Below are 16,532 nucleotides of genomic sequence, written 5' to 3' on the forward strand. Positions count from 1 at the left end.
TTTCGGAGCGGATCCCGGTATTGGGGTGGGATGAACTCGGGTAGCCCGTCGGTGGCCATGCGGACTTCCCAGTCGCCGTGGTGGATCAGGCGGTGGTGGAAGCCGCAGAGCAGGACGAGGTTGCGGAGGTCGGTGGGTCCGCCGTCTGCCCAGTGGTGAATGTGGTGGGCGTGGCAGTGCTTGGGTTTGCGGTGGCAGCCGGGGAAGGCGCAGCCGCCGTCTCGGATGTTCAGGGCCCGTCTCTGGCCGGGGGTGACGAACCGTCTGAGTCGTCCCACGTCGAGAGGCTCACCCGCGGCGCTCATCACGACGGGGAGCATGAGGCAGTCGCAGGCGGCGAGGCGGGCTTCCCGGGCGGTCATCGTCCCGACGAAATCGAGGCACGCCGTACCGAGGCCGGACTTCAACTCCTCAAGCCCGATGGTGACCTGGATCAGGGTGCGGTAGCCGCTGGTGCCGGGCTGGTCGGGGCAGGCGATCGCCAGATCGAGGAGATCGACCCAGGCGTCGCCCAGGCGTTCGCACTTCATCCGCAGATCGGCTTGGCCGAACTCATCCACCGGCCGCGGCTGGGCGTACGCCTCGAGAGCGGCCGCCGTGCGGGCACCAGTCTCGTCGTCGAGCAGGCCGTTGAGTTTCCAGAAGCCGTCTTTGCGGCGTTCCAGGGTGATTTCCCGGCGCGGTTCCTTGGGCTCAGGTTCCTTGGGTTCGTTGCCGTCGGGATCCAGCCAGGCGAGGAGGTTTGCTTCGGCTTCGGCGAGCTGTCGGGGACCCGCATCACGAGCCAGATCAGCCAGAATCTTCTCCGCACTCGCCCGATCCTCGGCGGAGGTGTCGGCTGGGAGCTTCGTCAGGATCTCCAGGATCTGGTCGATCCGCTCATTCCCGACCATGCCCTCGGCGGCCACCGCGGCGGTCGCGGGAGCAACCGCCGGAACTTCGGTGCCGTCCAACGCGCGGGTGGGGTTCAGCGCGATCGCCCGCTTCACCACCGGACGTGCCTCACCAAGCGACAACCCCGCCACATCCGCGAACCAGTTGGCCGTGCTGCCATAGCCGTACAAGTCTTTGACGCCCCGAGACTCGATCTCCGCCAGATACTGCCCCAACCCGGCGGTGGCCGTCCGGATCACCTGCAAGGACTGCTGCACGCCACGGGCAAGCTCCAGCTTGCCGGCACGCCACAACTCCTGCGGCAACTCGGGAAGAAAGGTCTCGGACACCGCTCCAGAATACCCGAACAAATCGAACGCGTGTTCGTAATTTTAAGCAACAATGAAACAGCGCATTTACCACTGAAGGGTGATTAGGGTGGCGGGCATCGTGACTCTCGTGAGCGGTATGGACGGTCAGAGCGGACTCGTATTTCCCTACCTGTGTCTGGCCGGCACGAAGGCGACGGTTCATCGGGTGCCTAGGTTGACGATGTGGGAACGGGGGCGTCCGGTGTCCCGATTCCCACATCGTCGTTGAGATGGTTCTGGCCTCGGAGCTTGATCAACGGGTGAGCAGCCGAGTGAGGAGTGTCAGTGGGTCTGCGAATACGGGTCCGCTGGAACCGTCCATGCCACTCACGACACCCGGCGGCCGAACCGAAACCTCAGGACTCCACAAGCACCCCGTCGGTCAACCGCACTCGCCGATCCACCTTGACCTCCCTCAAGAACCGCTCATCGTGGCTCACGACCATGAAAGCGCCCTGATACGCCCCCAACGCGCTTTCCAGTTGCCCGACGCTGACCAGGTCGAGATTGTTGGTCGGCTCGTCCAGCAGGAGCAGTTGCGGCGCGGGTTCGGCGAACAGGACGCAGGCCAGGGTGGCCCGCAGGCGTTCACCCCCGGACAGTACGCCGACGGGGAGCCGGCTTCGCGCGCCTCGGAACAGGAAGCGGGCGAGCAGGGTCATTCGTTGCGACTCGGGGAGGCTCGGGGCGAACGCGGCGAAGTTCTCGGCGATGGTCCGGTCGAGGTCCAGGAGATCCAGCCGTTGGGAGAGATAGGCGATCCGGCCCTCGGCCCGCTTCACCACGCCGCCGTCAGGCGAAAGGTCTCCGTTGAGCACCCGCAGGAGCGTCGACTTCCCGGTACCGTTTCCGCCGGTCAGCGCGATCCGCTCAGGGCCGCGGATCGTCAGGTCGATCCCTTCGCCCGCGAAGACGTTCCGTTCGCCGTAGCGGACCTGGATGTGCTCGCCGTGGAACATCGTGCGCCCGGCGGGGACGTTGGTGCCCGGCAGGATCAGCGCGATCTTCTGGTCGTCGCGAAGGGAGCGTTCGGCCTCGTCGAGGCGGTTTTTCGCGTCGCTGACCCGGGCGGCGTGCGTCTCGTTCGCCTTGCCCGCGGACTCCTGGGCGTTGCGTTTCATGGTGCCGGCGAAGATCTTCGGCAGGCAGGCGTTGCCGAGGTTGCGGGCCGCGTTGCCCGCGCGCCGCGCCGCCCGCTCCCGGGCCTGCTGCATCTCCCGTTTCTCGCGTTTGACCTCTTGTTCGGCGCTCCGGACGTTGCGTTCGGCGACCTCTTGCTCGGCCTTGACCGCCGCTTCGTATTGGGTGAAGTTCCCGCCGTGGTACCGAAGATCGCCGCGGTCGAGTTCGGCGATCCGGTCCATCCGGTCGAGCAGTTCCCGATCGTGGCTCACCAGCAGCAGGCAACCGGACCAGTCTTCGAGCACCCCGTAGAGCTTGCGGCGGGCGTCGAGGTCGAGGTTGTTGGTCGGTTCGTCCAGCAGCAGGATGTCGGGGCGTTTCAGTAACTGCGCGGCCAGGCCGAGGGAGATGATCTGTCCGCCGCTCAGCGTGCGCAGGTTCCGGTCCAGCGAAATGCCGTCGAGGCCCAGCCGGTCGAGCTGCGCGCGGGTGCGTTCCTCGATGTCCCAGTCGTTTCCGATGGTGGTGAAGTGCTCGTCGCTCGCGTCGCCGGACTCGATGGCGCTCAGCGCCGCGAGCTGCGGCGCGATGCCCAGCACCTCGGCCACGTTCAGGTCGGCGGTGAGCGGCAGCGACTGTGGCAGATAACCGAGGACTCCCTGGGAGGAGACAGAGCCGGACGCCGGCCGCAGCTCGCCGGCGATCAGTTTGAGGAGCGTGCTCTTGCCCGCCCCGTTCGGCGCGACCAGGCCGGTGCGGCCGCCGGGCACGGTGAAGGACAGGTCGTCGAAGACCGGGGTGTCATCCGGCCAGGCGAAGGACAGGGCGGACACGACGACGAAGGCGTCTGACATGGAAATGACCTCGTGAAAGACAGTGGGCGCATCAAGGCTGCGCCGCGGTGGACGTGGCTTGAGGGGACGACAAACTGGCCACGTCGGCGTCAGCGCCGGTGGCCTGCCAACTCCGGCTCACCCGGAGATGTCGTCTTCACCTGCCACGTCTGGTCTTCCTGTTCGTTGATCAGGTCCGCACCCACGATAACAAAACCTGCCGGAGCACGGCCACCGCAATCCCTCGGCGTGAGGTCGGCAAGCCGCGAATTCCGGTTCATATTCGTTCGTTCACAACGATTCCCGGTGACCGGTAATCCTGTGTTCGGGATCATATTCATTGAGGGGTGAAGGTGGCACTTCTAATGTTCTTGATTGTCCTCCCCGATTCCTTGAACTGAGAGGTTTTCGACGGTGTCGAACACTGAAGTCCGAAGACGAGTCGCGACCACGGTCACCGCGTTGGGGACGTTCGCCCTGGTCGCTCCACCGGCGCAAGCCACCGAAATCACCGTTCCCTGTGACCCCGCCGCGCTGGTGCAGGCCGTCAGCGCGGCAAACGCCACCTCCGAGCCGGACACACTGTCCCTGGCGGCGAACTGCGTCTACACGCTCACGGCGGTCGCCGATGCCACTTGGAAAGCCGGACTGCCGTCCATTCAGGGAAAGCTCACCGTCGACGGCAACCACGCCACCATCGAACGCGCCAAGGACGCGCCCCGGTTCCGGATCATTTCCAATTGGGGCGACCTGACGCTCAACGAAGTCACGATCGCCGGCGGCCACGCTCCTGACGGTGTCGGCACCAACTCCTATGGAGACGCGAACCCGGGCGGGTCCGGTGGCGGTATCGAGAACTGGGGCCCGTTGACCATCACCGACAGTGTCATCAGCGGCAACACCTCGGGCTCGGGTGCTCCTGGCGCCGACGCGACCGCCACCACCACTGCCGGTCGCGGGGGCGGCGGAGGTTTCGGCGGTGGCATCTCCTCGTACTCGTCCTCGCAGATCACACTGACGATCACCCGCACCTCGATCATCGGTAACGCCACCGGCGCCGGTGGCCCGGGCGGAAACGGTGTGGCTGCCAAACCGGGCGGCCGAGGCGGTTCCGCCGGTTTCGGCGCGGGTGTGGACGTTGTCAGCGGCACCGTCCTGCGGATCACCGGTGGCAGCGTCACCGGCAACAGCGCCGGGAGCGGCGGCAAGGGCGGTACGGGCGGCGCCGAGGGCGGCGGAGCCGGGGACGGCGGCAGCGGTGGTGTGGCAGGCGGCGTGTTCATGTCGTCGAGTCAGGGGGTGCTGCTGAATCCCGCGTTCACCGGCACCACCGTCACGGGCAACCAGGCGGGCCGAGGCGGTGACGCCGGTGTCGCAGGGCCGGGCGGCTACTCCGGGTACTCCGGCTATGGAGGCCGTGGCGGCGGACTCGGCGTGTTCGACGACAGCCTCACGCTCGACCAGGTGAAGGTCGGTGACAACGCCGCGGGCGAGCCCGGGGCAGGCTCCTATCCGAGTCCGGCATCCGGTGGCGGCATCCACACGCTCAACGCACGCGTCACCCTGGTGAACGGGGCCGCGGTGAGCGGCAACCTGCCTGACAACTGTGTTTCCCCGGCGGACGTACCCGGCTGCGTCAACGATTTCCGGACCGCCGAGGTCCATGGCCCTGACCAGAGGGCCATCGCCGAACGGGCCGCGGTCATCCGCCGGTAGCCGTGAGGCAAGGGTCGTTCGGGACGAAGATGTCCTGAACGACCCTTGCCGTCAGCTCAGCCCGTTCAGGCTGATCGCCCGGGCATACCAGAGCGCGCTTCGCTTCGGCGTCCGCCGTTGGGTCGCGTAGTCGACGTGCACGAGTCCGAAGCGCTTGGCGTACCCCTCGGCCCACTCGAAGTTGTCGAGCAGTGACCAATAGAAGTAACCGCGTAGGTCGACGCCCGCCTTGATCGCTTCGTACGCTGCGCGCAGATGCGAGTCGAGAAAGGCGATCCGGTCGGTGTCCGCGACGTCCCCGCCGATCAGGGCGTCCGGATAGGATGCGCCGTTTTCGGTGATGTACAACGGGATCGGCCGGTACTCACGATGCACTCGCAGGAGGCATTCGGTGAGCCGGGAGGGCTGGACCTCCCAGCCCGAGTCGGTGCGCGGGGCCGCCTCGTCGGGGACGAAATGGACGTCGGGGGAGCCGAGCCAGTCGGCGCCCGCCGGTTCACTGCCGGGCAGCGGGGTGCCCGCGACCTGGTAGCCGCGGTAGTAGTTGATGCCCAGCCAATCGATCGGAGCGGCGATGGTCGCGAGATCGCCGTCGAGCAAGAGCTCTTCGATGCCGAGCGGAGCCAGGTCGGTCAGCAGGTCCTCGGGGTAGGAGCCGCGGAGCACCGGGTCCAGGAACAGCCGGTTCTGCAGGCCGTCGATCCGGCGCGCCGCCTCGGCGTCCACGGTGGACGAGGGGTCGACCGCCGACACCGGATACAGGTTCAGCGTGATCCCTGACGACGCGGCAGGCGCGTGCCGCCGCAGGACGTCCATCGCGAGCCCGTGCCCCAGCAGCAGATGGTGCGCGGCCGCGACGGCGGCGCGGGGTTCCTGTCTGCCGGGAGCGTGGATCCCGCGCGCGTAGCCCAGCATCGCGGCGCACCACGGCTCGTTCAGTGTGGACCAGCGTGGGACCCGGTCGCCCAAGCGCGCCACGACCGTTTCGGCGTACTCGGCGAACCGGAAGGCGGTTTCGCGCGTGGCCCAGCCGCCCTCGTCTTCGAGTGTCTGGGGGAGATCCCAGTGATACAGCGTCGCCCAGGGCTCGATTCCGGCATCGAGAATCTTGTCGACGAGTCTGTCGTAGAACGCCAGCCCCCGAGGATTCGGGGTACCGCCGTCGGGCCGGATCCTCGGCCACGACAAGGAGAACCGGTACGCGCCGAGCCCGAGCCGTCGCATCAGGTCGACGTCTTCGGCGTAGCGCCGGTAATGATCGGCGCCCGGCTCCCCGGTGTCGCCGCCGACGATGGCGCCGGGACGTCGGGCGAAGACGTCCCAGATCGAGTCGGTCCGGCCGTCGGCGGCCGTCGCCCCTTCGACCTGGAAGGCCGCGGTGGCGGCGCCCCACACGAATCCGGGCGGGAACAGCAGCGCGGTCTTCGCCCGGACACTGTCGGGATGAGCGGACATGGTCACCCTTTCACGGCACCTTGCATGATCCCGGCCACGATCTGGCGGCCGAGAAGGAGGAAGACGATGAGGATCGGGATGGTGGCCAGAGTGGTCCCGGCCAGCACCAGCGAGTAGTCGACGTAGTAGCCGCTCTGCAGCTTCTCCAGCGCCAGCTGCACGGTGGGGTTGCCGGCGTCCAGCACGACGAGTGGCCAGAGGAAGTCGTTCCACGACGTCATGAACGTGAACATCGCCAGGATCGCCGCCGCCGGGCGGACCGCGGGCAGGCAGACGTTCCAGAAGACCCGGATCATGCTGCAGCCGTCGACACGTGCCGCCTCGATCAGTTCGTACGGTACGGCGTCCACCGTGTACTGCCGCATCCAGAAGACGCCGAACGCGGTCACCAGGTTGGGCACGATCACCGACTGCAACCCGCCCGCCCAGCCGAACTCCGACATGGCCATGAACAGCGGGATGATGCCGAGCTGGGTCGGGACCGCGAGGGTGATGACGATGAACACGAACAACCCGTTCCGGCCGCGGAACCGCAGTTTGGCGAACGCGAACCCGGCCAGCGCCGAGAACAGCACCGTGGTGAGCGTGACCGTGCCGGACACGATCAGGCTGTTCGCGAGCGCCTTCCAGAACGGCACAGTGTCGAACACCCTGGCCGCGTTGGCGAAGAAGTTCCCTCCAGGAAGGAAGGGCGGGACCCGCTCGGTGAGCATCCCGCTGTCCCGGCTCGCCACCAGGAACGACCAGTAGAACGGGAAGAGCGAGCCCAGCACGAAGATCGTGAGCACGACGTAGGTCGCCCGGCGCGGTTTGCCCAGCGCCGAAACGCCTCGCTTGAGTCCATTTTGGAGTGTGGTCATTTCTTTTTCACCGCCGTGAGCCTGCCGGTGAGGAAGAAGTTCACCAGCGCGATCAGCACGATGATCACGAACAGCACCCACGCGATCGCCGAGGCGTAGCCGAGTTCGTAGTTCTCGAAAGCCGTTTGGTACAGGTACAGCGTCACGGTCTGGAACTGGTTGGACGAGCCGCCGTTGTTCGAGCCCGGCATGGCGTCGAACAGCTTGGGCTCGGTGAAGATCTGCAGCCCGCCGATCGTCGAAGTGATCGTGACGAAGATCAGCGTCGGCTTCAGCAAGGGAAGCGTGATGCTGAAGAACCGGCGTGCGGTACCGGCGCCGTCGATGAGGGCGGCCTCGTGCAGCTCCTTCGGAATGGCCTGCATCGCCGCCAGCACGATCAGCGCGTTGTACCCGGTCCAGCGCCAGTTCACCATGATCGCGATCGCGACGTGGCTGCTGAACCGGCCCGCCTGCCAATCGACCGGGTCGAGTCCGATGGTCTGCAACAGGCCGTTGACCAGGCCGTACTTCGGCCCGAACAGGTTCGCGAAGATGATCCCGAGCGCCACCAGGCTGGCGGCGTAGGGGAGCAGGACGCCGACGCGCCAGCCGGTCGCCCCGCGCAGCCTGGCGCTGAGCAACGCCGCCAGGAGCACCGCGATGATCAGCTGCGGGACGCTGGAGAGCAGGAAGATGCTGACGGTGTTCTCGAGCGCGTTCCAGAACTGCGTGTCGGCGAACAGTTCCTTGAAGTTGTCCAGCCCGATGAAGGCCGGATCGTCATCGCCCGCCTCCCAGCTGAACAGGGACACGTACGCCGTGTAGAGCAGCGGGAACAACCCGACGATCCCGAACACGATGAAGAACGGGGCGATGTAGAGGTAGGGCGAGACCTTGACGTCCCACCGGCTCAGCCGGTGGCGGAGGGTGGGCCGGGGCGACGTGCGCACCCCGGCCTTCTCCTCGTCCGGCGCGATCTTGTCGACGACGGTCATCGGTCAGCGCGTGATCTTCTTCGCGGCGTCGAGCAGCTGTGTCCAGCCTTCGTCCGCCGACTTGCCCTGTTCGACGGCCTGCAGCGCCGGACTCGACGCGTTCTCTTGGATCTGGCCGTCACCGGGGCCCTTGTACTGCGGTTTGGCGACCTTCTTGGCCTGCTCGGCGAACAACTGGCCGATCTTGGCGCCGCCGAAGTAGGCGTCGGTCTCGCTCAGCAGCGCCTGATCTTCGAGTGCCTTGACCTGGCTGGGGAAGGTGCCCTTCGCCTTGAACGCCTTGATCTGCTGCTCGGGCGCGGTCAGCCAGGCGGCGAGTTCGGCCGCCTCCTTCGGGTGCTTCGACTGCGTGGGCACGGTCAGGTACGAGCCGCCCCAGTTCCCGCCTCCACCGGGGAAGGCCGCGGTGACCGCCCATTTGCCGGCGTTCTCCGGGCCGGAGTGCTCCTCGATCACGCCGAGCATCCAGGCGGGGCACACCTTCGTGGCGAAGGCGCCCTGCTTGAACCCGCTGTTCCACTCGTTGCTGAACGCGGTCAGCTTGGCCGACTGTCCTTTCGCGACAGCGCCGGTCACCTTGGTCCAGGCGTCCTTGATGCCCTGGTTCGACTCCACCGCGAGCTTGTCGTCGTTGCCGATGTAGCCGGTGGGGAGCTGGTTGACCATGGCGTTGAAGTTCTGCGCGGCCGAGTCGAACCACGCCTTCCCACCGGTCTTGGCGACGTACTGGTCGCCCGCCGCGAAGTAGCTGTCCCAGGTCGCGAACAACGGTTTGACCGCTTCGGGATCGGACGGCATTCCCGCCGCTTCGAGCATGTCCTTGCGGTAGCACATGGCCAGCGGGCCGATGTCCGTCCCGTAGCCGATGACCTTGCCGTCCTTGGTCTTCGCCGCGTCGTACTTCCAGCCGAGCCAGCGGTCGGGGGAGGCCTCGGCCGGACCGATCTTGGGCAGGTCGTTGAACTTCGAGCCCTTGTCGAGGACGTTCGACAGATGGCCTTCCTCGACGGCGGTGACATCGGCGAGGCCGGAACCCGCGGCCAGTTTCGTGATCAGGTCCTGGTGGTACGGCCCGCCCTGGCCGGTCTTGCGATGGGTGATCTTCACGTTCGGGTGCAGTCGTTCGTACTCGGGGATGAGCTCCTCGTAGCCGAACTCGGTGAACGTGGCCAGCGACAGCTCGACCTTCGCGTTCGGGTCCGACGCGGCGGGTGTGCCGCCGTCGTCACCGCCGCACGCCGCCAGGCCGAACGTCATCGTGATACCCAGTGCCAGCACCAGGCCGTTCCGGATCCTTCTCACGTCTTTGTCCCTTGCTGATGGGGTGAAGGAGAAACTGGGAGCGCTCCCAGGAATGCGCAGAGTTTGTCCCCCGGGGCGAGATCATGTCAAGGGCTCGTAATGAACGTGTTTCCGACAGGGGAGCGCTCTCAGTGTCGTCGCCCGCCGGACACTAAGCTGTCGATGTCCGGATGGAGCTGAAGAGTGAAGGTGGCGCGGGTGGGGCCTCGACCAGGGGAAGACGGCAGGCCGACGCTGGAAGACGTCGCCGCGTCCGCCGGGGTCAGCCGGTCGACGGCGTCCCGGGCGCTGAACGACGACGGCTACGTCAGCGCGCGCTCCCGCGAGAAGGTCCAGGCCGCGGCCCGCGAACTCGGCTATTCCCCGAACCAGGCGGCGAGATCGCTGGTGACCAAGCGGACCGGCGCGGTCGCGGTCGTGCTGTCGGAACCCGAGGCGCGGCTGCTCGACGATCCGTACCGCACCGCGGTCATGCGGGCGGGTTATCGCGAACTCGCCGACATCGGCTGCCAGATGGTCTTGATCTTCAGTGACACCCGCGAGGACCTCGAACGCACGGTCCGGTTCCTGGACGGCGGGCACGTCGACGGCGTGCTCGTCTTCGCGCCGCACCGGACCGATCCGTTGCCCAAGGCGTTGCGGCAGCTGAGGATCCCGGTGGTGTACGGCGGGCAGGCGGCCGGGCTCAAACGCGGTGTGCACGTCGTCGACTTCGACAACGAAGGCGGCGCGAAGCTCGCTGTCGCGCATCTCGTCGAGGCCGGCCACCGGCGGATCGCCACGATCGCGGGCCCGCAGGACCAGAGCGCGGCGATCGACCGGCTCTCGGGCTGGCGCAAAACCCTCCTCGACGCCGGACTCGACCCGGCGGACCTGATGGAGGAAGGCGACTTCACCCTGACCGGCGGGGCGAAGGCGATGTCGAACCTGCTCGCGCGGCGCCCGGACCTCGACGCCGTCTTCGTGGCCAGCGACATGATGGCTCTCGGCGCGCTTCGCACCCTGCATGCCGCCGGACGGCGGATCCCGTCGGACGTCGCCGTCGTCAGCTTCGACGACAACGCGACACTCGCGCCGGAGATGGACCCGCCGCTGACATCGGTCCACCAGGATCCGCGGGAACAGGTCCACGCGATGGTCGAGACCCTGCTCGCGGTAATGGACGACCGGGATCTCAAGCCCCGCCAGCGGATCTTGCCGGTCTCGCTCACGCATCGCGCCTCCAGCTGAGCCCGGGCTCCGTGACCCGACTGTGACTCGGGGAGCGCTTGACCCGGCTCGTGTTATCGCTAACACTTGCGGCACTCGTCACACGGTACCGGCATTGGGAGACAGGCGATGGCACGCGAAACCACCGAGAGCAAGCAGGCCAGTCTCACCGACGTGGCCGCGCTCGCGGGGGTTTCGCATATGACGGTCTCCCGGGTCATCAACGGCACCGGGCCGGTCCGCGCAGAGACGCGGGTCCGCGTCAACGCCGCCATCGAGCAGCTGGACTACCGGCCGAACTCGGTCGCCCGCGCGCTGGTCACCGGTCGCTCGGGCACGCTCGGCGTGGTCGCGCTGGAGGCCAACCTCTACGGCCCGGCGAGCACTTTGAGCGGAATCGAGCACGCCGCCCGTGAAGCCGGCTACGCGACGACCATAACCAGCATCAGCCGTCCGGGCCGGTCGTCCATCGCCGACGCGGTGGAGCGCCTGCGGCGTCAGGCGGTCGAGGGCATCGTCGTGATCGCGCCGCATGTCACCGCCGCACGAGCGCTGGAGGCGGCACCCAGCGACGTGCCGCTCGTCGCGGTCGGCGGTGGTGAAAAGGCGCCGGTCCCGGTGATCTCGGTCGACCAGTACGACGGCGCGCGCCGGGCGACCGAACACCTCCTCGGCCTCGGGCACGAGACCGTCTGGCACGTGGCCGGACCCGAAGACTGGCTCGAGGCGCTCGACCGCGAACGTGGCTGGCGCGAGACCCTGCGGCGGCACGGCGCGCGGATCCCGCCCGTCGTGCGTGGTGATTGGAGTGCGCGTTCCGGGTACGCGGCGGGGCGATCCCTCGTCGGCGAAAAGGGGCTGGACGCGGTGTTCGTGGCCAACGACCAGATGGCCCTCGGTTTCCTCCGTGCCTGCACCGAGGCCGGAGTGAACGTGCCGGGGGAGATGCGGATCGTCGGTTTCGACGACGTTCCCGAGGCGGCTTACTACACACCGCCGCTGACGACGGTGCGCCAGGACTTCGTCGAAGTCGGCAGGCGCACGTTCGACCTGCTCCGCCGCCGGATGAACGGCGGTGAGGATCGAGACCGCGACCTGGTGATCCCCGAACTGATCGTGCGGGAGAGCACCGGACTTTCGTAGCGCCGGAGCCGTTTCCAGGGCTCAAGGCGGGAATGTTAACGCTAACTCAACTGATCAGCGCGGATCTAGGAGTCGATGTGGCAAGAAAACCGTGGACGGCGATCGTGGCCGGAGTGGCCGGGCTGCTCCTGCTCACCGCGTGCGGCGGTGGCGGCGGAACGAGTGGCGGCGGCGCCCTCACCCTCGGCTTCGCCCAGGTGGGCGCGGAAAGCGGCTGGCGGACGGCGAACACCAAGTCGATCCAGGAGTCCGCGAAGGCCGCCGGGATCGAGCTGAAGTTCTCCGACGCGCAGCAGAAGCAGGAGAACCAGATCGCCGCGATCCGGTCCTACATCCAGCAGAAGGTCAAGGTGATCGCCTTCTCGCCGGTCGTGGAGTCCGGCTGGGACACCGTGCTCAAGGAGGCGAAGACGGCGAACATCCCGGTGATCCTGACCGACCGGGCCGTCGACTCGGCGGACAAGACGCTGTACAAGACCTTCCTCGGTTCGGACTTCGTCGCCGAGGGCAAGAAGGCGGGCGAGTGGCTGGCCAAGGAATTCGGCTCGGCCACGGGTGACGTCAGCATCGTCGAACTGCAGGGCACCACCGGTTCCGCACCGGCGAACGACCGCAAGAAGGGCTTCGCCGACGTCATCGCGTCGAACCCGAAGTTCAAGGTCGTCGCGTCGCAGACCGGTGAGTTCACCCGTGCCAAGGGCAAGGAGGTCATGGAGGCCTTCCTCAAGTCGCAGCCCAAGATCGACGTGCTGTACGCGCACAACGACGACATGGCCCTTGGCGCCATCGAGGCGATCGAGGCGGCAGGGAAGGTGCCCGGCAAGGACATCAAGATCGTCTCGGTCGACGGTGTCCGCGACGCCCTGCAGGCACTGGCCGACGGCAAGATCAACCACGTCGTCGAATGCAACCCGCTGCTCGGCCCGCAGCTGATGGATCTGGTGAAGAAGGTCGCCGCCGGTGAGCAGGTGCCCCCGCGCATCGAGACCACCGAGACCGAATTCGACCAGGCGGCCGCGAAGGCCGCGCTGCCGCAACGTCAGTACTGAGCCGATGACAGAACCCCCTGCGATCCTGCGGATGAGCCACATCCGGAAGGAATTCCCCGGCGTGGTCGCCCTCGACGACGTCTCCTTCCGGATGTTCCCCGGCGAAGTGCACGCCCTGATGGGTGAGAACGGTGCCGGCAAGTCCACCCTGATCAAGGTGCTCACCGGCGTGTACGGGGTGGACGCGGGCACGATCGAGCTCGACGGCTCCCCGGTCGCGTTCAACGGGCCGGGAGAGGCGCAGCGCTCCGGCGTGAGCACCGTGTATCAGGAAGTGAACCTCTGCCCGAACCTGTCGGTGGCGGAGAACATCTGCCTCGGCAAGGAGCCGCGACGGCGTGGCCGCATCGACTGGCGCGAGACGCGCCGCCGGGCGGCCGCGCTGCTGGCCAGGCTGGACGTCGAGGTGGACGTTTCGGCCGAGCTGAGCAGCTGCTCGATCGCGGTGCAGCAACTGGTCGCGATCGCCAGGGCGCTCGACGTCGACGCGCGGGTCCTCGTACTCGACGAACCGACGTCCAGTTTGGACGCCGGCGAGGTCGAACAGTTGCTCAACGTGTTTCGCTCATTGAGGGATCAGGGGATGGCGATCCTGTTCGTCTCCCATTTCATCGAGCAGGTCTTCGCCGTCGCGGACCGGATGACGGTGCTGCGCAACGGAAAGCTGATCGGCGAGTACCGCACCGAGGAGATCACCCCGGTCGACCTGGTCACCAGGATGATCGGCAAGGAACTCGCGGCGCTGGAAGACATCGAGGACGCGGGCCACAGCAGGTCGGACGTCGCAGGGGCGACCGTCTTCCTCGAAGCGGGCGACGTCGGCCGCAAGGGCGGGGTCGCGCCGTTCTCGCTCGACATCCGGGCGGGCGAGGTCGTGGGCCTCGCCGGGCTGCTCGGTTCGGGTCGCACCGAACTGGCCCGGTTGCTGTTCGGCGCCGATCACGCGGACAGCGGATCGGTGCGGATCGACGGCGAGCCGGTGTCGCTGAAGACCCCGAGGACCGGTCTCGACCACCGCATCGCGTTCTGCTCGGAGAACCGCAAGACCGAAGGCCTCGTCGAGGAACTCACCGTACGCGAGAACATCGTGCTCGCACTGCAGGCCTCACGGGGCTGGGCCCGCCCTGTCCCGCGACGGCGGCAGGACGAGATCGCGGAGCGCTACATCAAGGCGCTCGACATCCGGCCCGCCAACGCCGAGGCGAAGGTCGGCGACCTGAGTGGCGGCAACCAGCAGAAGGTGCTGCTCGCGAGGTGGCTCATCACCGAACCGCGGCTGCTGATCCTCGACGAGCCGACGCGCGGCATCGACATCGGCGCCAAGACGGAGATCCAGCGGCTCGTCACGCGGCTCTCGGGCGAGGGGATGGCGGTGGTGTTCGTCTCCGCCGAACTCGAAGAAGTGCTGCGGCTGAGCCATCGGGTGGTCGTGCTGCGCGACCGCGCGGTGGTCGCCGTATTGGACAACGAATCGCTGACCGCGGACCGCGTCATGGCGACGATGGCCGAAGGAGTCGCACGATGACCGAACACCGGTTGTTCTGGCCGGTCGTCGCGCTGCTGGCGCTGCTGCTCGGCGACCTCATCGTCCATCCGGCGTTCTTCGCGATCGAATTCCGCGACGGACATCTCTACGGCAACCTGATCGACATCCTCAAGAACGGCGCCCCGCTGATCCTCATCGCGATCGGCATGACCCTGGTGGTGGCGACGCGGGGGATCGATCTCTCCGTCGGCGCGGTCGTCGCGATCAGCGGCGCGCTCGCCTGCCTGCACATCAGCGGACTCGGCGATCAGAACAGCGTCGGCGGGGCCCTCGCCGCGGTCGGGATGGCGTTGGGTCTCGCCCTCGTCCTCGGCCTCTGGAACGGCTGGCTCGTGGCGGTGCTGGGGATCCAGCCGATCATCGCGACGCTGATCCTGATGGTCGCGGGCCGCGGCATCGCCCAGCTGATCACCGGCGGCCAGATCATCACCGTCAACTCGGGGCCGTACGAATGGATCGGCAGCGGGTTCACCTTCGGCCTGCCCAGCGCGATCCTCATCGCGCTGGCCGTGTTCGCCATCGCCGCGGTGCTGGTCCGCCGGTCGGCGCTGGGCCTGCTGGTCGAATCCGTGGGCGGCAACCCGGAAGCGGGCAGGCTCGCCGGGCTCCGGTCGACCCGGCTGATCTGGCTCACCTACGTCTTCTGCGCGCTCTGCGCCGGCATCGCCGGACTGATGATCAGCGCGAACGTGCACAGCGCCGACGGCAACAACGCCGGGCAGTTCATCGAACTGGACGCGATCCTCGCCGTCGTCATCGGCGGGACGCAGCTGACCGGTGGCCGGTTTTCGCTGACCGGCTCGGTGATCGGCGCGCTGCTCATCCAGACGCTGACGACGACCGTCTACGCACTCGGCATCGCCCCGCAGGCGATCATGCTGTTCAAGGCCGTGGTCGTGCTGGCGGTCTGCCTGCTGCAGTCGCCGGTGTTCCGCAGGAAGCTCGCCCGGCGGCGGAAAGCGGCCCCGCCGTCACCCGCCGTCCAGCCGGAGAAGGTGGAGGCCGGGGTATGACGACGCTCGACCGCATCAAGGGCTATCGCCCACGGCAGCGGCATCTGCCGATCCTGGCGACGATGGTGATGCTCATCGGCGCCTACCTCTACGGCGCTTCGAGCTACACGGCGTTCGGTTCCGGCCAGGTCGTACTCGACCTGTTCATCAACAACGCGTTCCTGCTGGTCGTCGCCGTCGGGATGACGTTCGTGATCCTCACCGGCGGGATCGACCTGTCGGTGGGCTCGGTGGTCGCGCTGTCCACAGTGGTCTCCGCCGACCTGCTGCAGAACCAGGGCTGGCCGGTGCTCGCGGTGATTCCCGCGGTACTGGCGATCGGCGCGGCACTCGGCTTCGGCATGGGTGTGCTGATCCAGGTCTTCGAGATCCAGCCGTTCATCGCCACCCTGATCGGGATGTTCTTCGCCAGGGGGCTCTGTTACACGATCAGCACCCAGGCGTATTCGATCGACGACCCCACGGTCGCGAGCCTCGCGCAGACACAGATCCCGCTCGGCGGGGAACTGCACATCTCGATCGGCGTGGTCGTCGCGCTGGTGGTGGTCGCCGTCGCGGCGTACGTCCTGTACGGGACCCGGTTCGGCCGGACGGTCTACGCGATCGGCGGGAACCCGAAGTCGGCGCTGCTGATGGGCCTGAACGTCGGCCGTACGAGGATCTCGGTCTACACGCTCAGCGGGTTCTGCTCGGCACTCGGCGGTCTGCTCCTGGTGCTGTACAAGTCCTCCGGCGATCCGCTCAACGGTGTCGGGCTGGAACTGACCGCGATCGCGGCCGTCGTCATCGGCGGCACGTTGCTCACCGGCGGCTCCGGCTACGTCCTCGGGACGGTGCTCGGGATCATGGTGCTGGGCATCATCCAGACCCTGATCACCTTCGACGGCACGCTGAACTCCTGGTGGACTTCGATCATCACCGGCGCGCTGCTGTTCGCCTTCATCGTCCTGCAACGCCTCGTCGGCAGGCGAGTCACGTAAGACGGAACACGCGTGATGGAAGGCGGAACACGCGTGATTGGAGCCGGAACACGCGTGAAGACGCGTGATCCGCCTGGAGACAC

At 67.4% G+C, this 16,532-nt stretch carries 13 protein-coding genes; 7 read left to right on the forward strand and 6 right to left on the reverse strand.

Translation table 11 applies throughout. The features are described 5' to 3' along the window. Both H074_RS21575 and abc-f read right to left on the reverse strand, forming a co-directional pair. A partial coding sequence (locus tag H074_RS21575) for an HNH endonuclease signature motif containing protein (RefSeq protein WP_007032183.1) occupies positions 1 to 1,223 on the reverse strand: 1,223 nt, incomplete at its 3' end. Between the two features lie 377 nt (positions 1,224 to 1,600). Further along, a complete protein-coding gene (gene abc-f / locus H074_RS21580; protein WP_007032184.1) occupies positions 1,601 to 3,220 on the reverse strand; it encodes a ribosomal protection-like ABC-F family protein in 1,620 nt (539 codons plus the stop codon). A gap of 393 nt (positions 3,221 to 3,613) precedes the next feature. Between abc-f and H074_RS21585 the strand changes: the two genes are divergently transcribed. Beyond that, positions 3,614 to 4,915: a hypothetical protein gene (locus tag H074_RS21585; RefSeq protein ID WP_051071974.1), complete on the forward strand. Its 1,302-nt coding sequence runs from the start codon at positions 3,614 to 3,616 to the stop codon at positions 4,913 to 4,915. Positions 4,916 to 4,966: 51 nt separating this feature from the next. On the opposite strand, the gene H074_RS21590 is transcribed toward H074_RS21585, so the two are convergent. From H074_RS21590 to H074_RS21605, 4 genes are read right to left on the reverse strand one after another with little or no spacing between them, the layout of a single operon-like run. Then, positions 4,967 to 6,376: a GH1 family beta-glucosidase gene (locus H074_RS21590; protein ID WP_039923098.1), complete on the reverse strand. Its 1,410-nt coding sequence runs from the start codon at positions 6,374 to 6,376 to the stop codon at positions 4,967 to 4,969. Then, complete coding sequence (locus tag H074_RS21595) at positions 6,373 to 7,230, reverse strand: carbohydrate ABC transporter permease (protein ID WP_007032187.1); 858 nt, start codon at positions 7,228 to 7,230, stop codon at positions 6,373 to 6,375. Before H074_RS21595 ends, H074_RS21590 begins: the two co-directional genes overlap by 4 nt. Then, positions 7,227 to 8,207, reverse strand: a complete 981-nt coding sequence (locus H074_RS21600; protein ID WP_007032188.1) for a carbohydrate ABC transporter permease — start codon at positions 8,205 to 8,207, stop codon at positions 7,227 to 7,229. Before H074_RS21600 ends, H074_RS21595 begins: the two co-directional genes overlap by 4 nt. Before the next feature lie 3 nt (positions 8,208 to 8,210). Then, entirely contained in the window at positions 8,211 to 9,509 is a 1,299-nt protein-coding gene (locus H074_RS21605) for an ABC transporter substrate-binding protein (RefSeq protein ID WP_007032189.1), read from the reverse strand. 183 nt (positions 9,510 to 9,692) lie between these two features. Here H074_RS21605 and H074_RS21610 point away from each other — a divergent pair, with 183 nt between their 5' ends. The 6 genes from H074_RS21610 to yjfF all read left to right on the forward strand — a co-directional run bounded on the left by H074_RS21610 (position 9,693) and on the right by yjfF (position 16,449). Continuing rightward, the gene (locus H074_RS21610) at positions 9,693 to 10,739 is read left to right on the forward strand and encodes a LacI family DNA-binding transcriptional regulator (RefSeq protein ID WP_007032190.1); all 1,047 of its coding nucleotides are present in this window, start codon (positions 9,693 to 9,695) and stop codon (positions 10,737 to 10,739) included. Between the two features lie 108 nt (positions 10,740 to 10,847). After that, on the forward strand, positions 10,848 to 11,861 hold the full coding sequence (locus H074_RS21615) for a LacI family DNA-binding transcriptional regulator (RefSeq protein ID WP_007032191.1): 1,014 nt from the start codon (positions 10,848 to 10,850) through the stop codon (positions 11,859 to 11,861). A 32-nt stretch (positions 11,862 to 11,893) separates the two neighbouring features. Beyond that, positions 11,894 to 12,910: an ABC transporter substrate-binding protein gene (locus H074_RS21620; protein WP_051071975.1), complete on the forward strand. Its 1,017-nt coding sequence runs from the start codon at positions 11,894 to 11,896 to the stop codon at positions 12,908 to 12,910. A 4-nt stretch (positions 12,911 to 12,914) separates the two neighbouring features. Then, complete coding sequence (locus H074_RS21625) at positions 12,915 to 14,435, forward strand: sugar ABC transporter ATP-binding protein (RefSeq protein ID WP_039923101.1); 1,521 nt, start codon at positions 12,915 to 12,917, stop codon at positions 14,433 to 14,435. Then, positions 14,432 to 15,469 carry an ABC transporter permease gene (locus H074_RS21630; RefSeq protein WP_007032194.1) on the forward strand — a complete coding sequence of 346 codons (1,038 nt, stop codon included), beginning with the start codon at positions 14,432 to 14,434 and terminating at the stop codon, positions 15,467 to 15,469. The genes H074_RS21625 and H074_RS21630 overlap by 4 nt, the downstream gene beginning before the upstream one ends. Beyond that, on the forward strand, positions 15,466 to 16,449 hold the full coding sequence (yjfF, locus tag H074_RS21635) for a galactofuranose ABC transporter, permease protein YjfF (RefSeq protein ID WP_007032195.1): 984 nt from the start codon (positions 15,466 to 15,468) through the stop codon (positions 16,447 to 16,449). Before H074_RS21630 ends, yjfF begins: the two co-directional genes overlap by 4 nt. Positions 16,450 to 16,532: the final 83 nt, after the last annotated feature.

This window comes from Amycolatopsis decaplanina DSM 44594 (genome assembly GCF_000342005.1).
In the GTDB taxonomy this organism is placed as follows: Bacteria; Actinomycetota; Actinomycetes; order Mycobacteriales; family Pseudonocardiaceae; genus Amycolatopsis; species Amycolatopsis decaplanina.

What these genes read in the sequence shown, in the direction of transcription:
- abc-f (WP_007032184.1), bottom strand. Translation starts at nt 3,220, where the DNA reads ATGTCAGACGCCTTCGTCGTCGTGTCCGCCCTGTCCTTCGCCTGGCCG.
- H074_RS21595 (WP_007032187.1), bottom strand. Translation starts at nt 7,230, where the DNA reads ATGACCACACTCCAAAATGGACTCAAGCGAGGCGTTTCGGCGCTGGGC.
- H074_RS21600 (WP_007032188.1), bottom strand. Translation starts at nt 8,207, where the DNA reads ATGACCGTCGTCGACAAGATCGCGCCGGACGAGGAGAAGGCCGGGGTG.
- H074_RS21615 (WP_007032191.1), top strand. Translation starts at nt 10,848, where the DNA reads ATGGCACGCGAAACCACCGAGAGCAAGCAGGCCAGTCTCACCGACGTG.
- H074_RS21620 (WP_051071975.1), top strand. Translation starts at nt 11,894, where the DNA reads ATGTTAACGCTAACTCAACTGATCAGCGCGGATCTAGGAGTCGATGTG.
- H074_RS21625 (WP_039923101.1), top strand. Translation starts at nt 12,915, where the DNA reads ATGACAGAACCCCCTGCGATCCTGCGGATGAGCCACATCCGGAAGGAA.
- H074_RS21630 (WP_007032194.1), top strand. Translation starts at nt 14,432, where the DNA reads ATGACCGAACACCGGTTGTTCTGGCCGGTCGTCGCGCTGCTGGCGCTG.
- yjfF (WP_007032195.1), top strand. Translation starts at nt 15,466, where the DNA reads ATGACGACGCTCGACCGCATCAAGGGCTATCGCCCACGGCAGCGGCAT.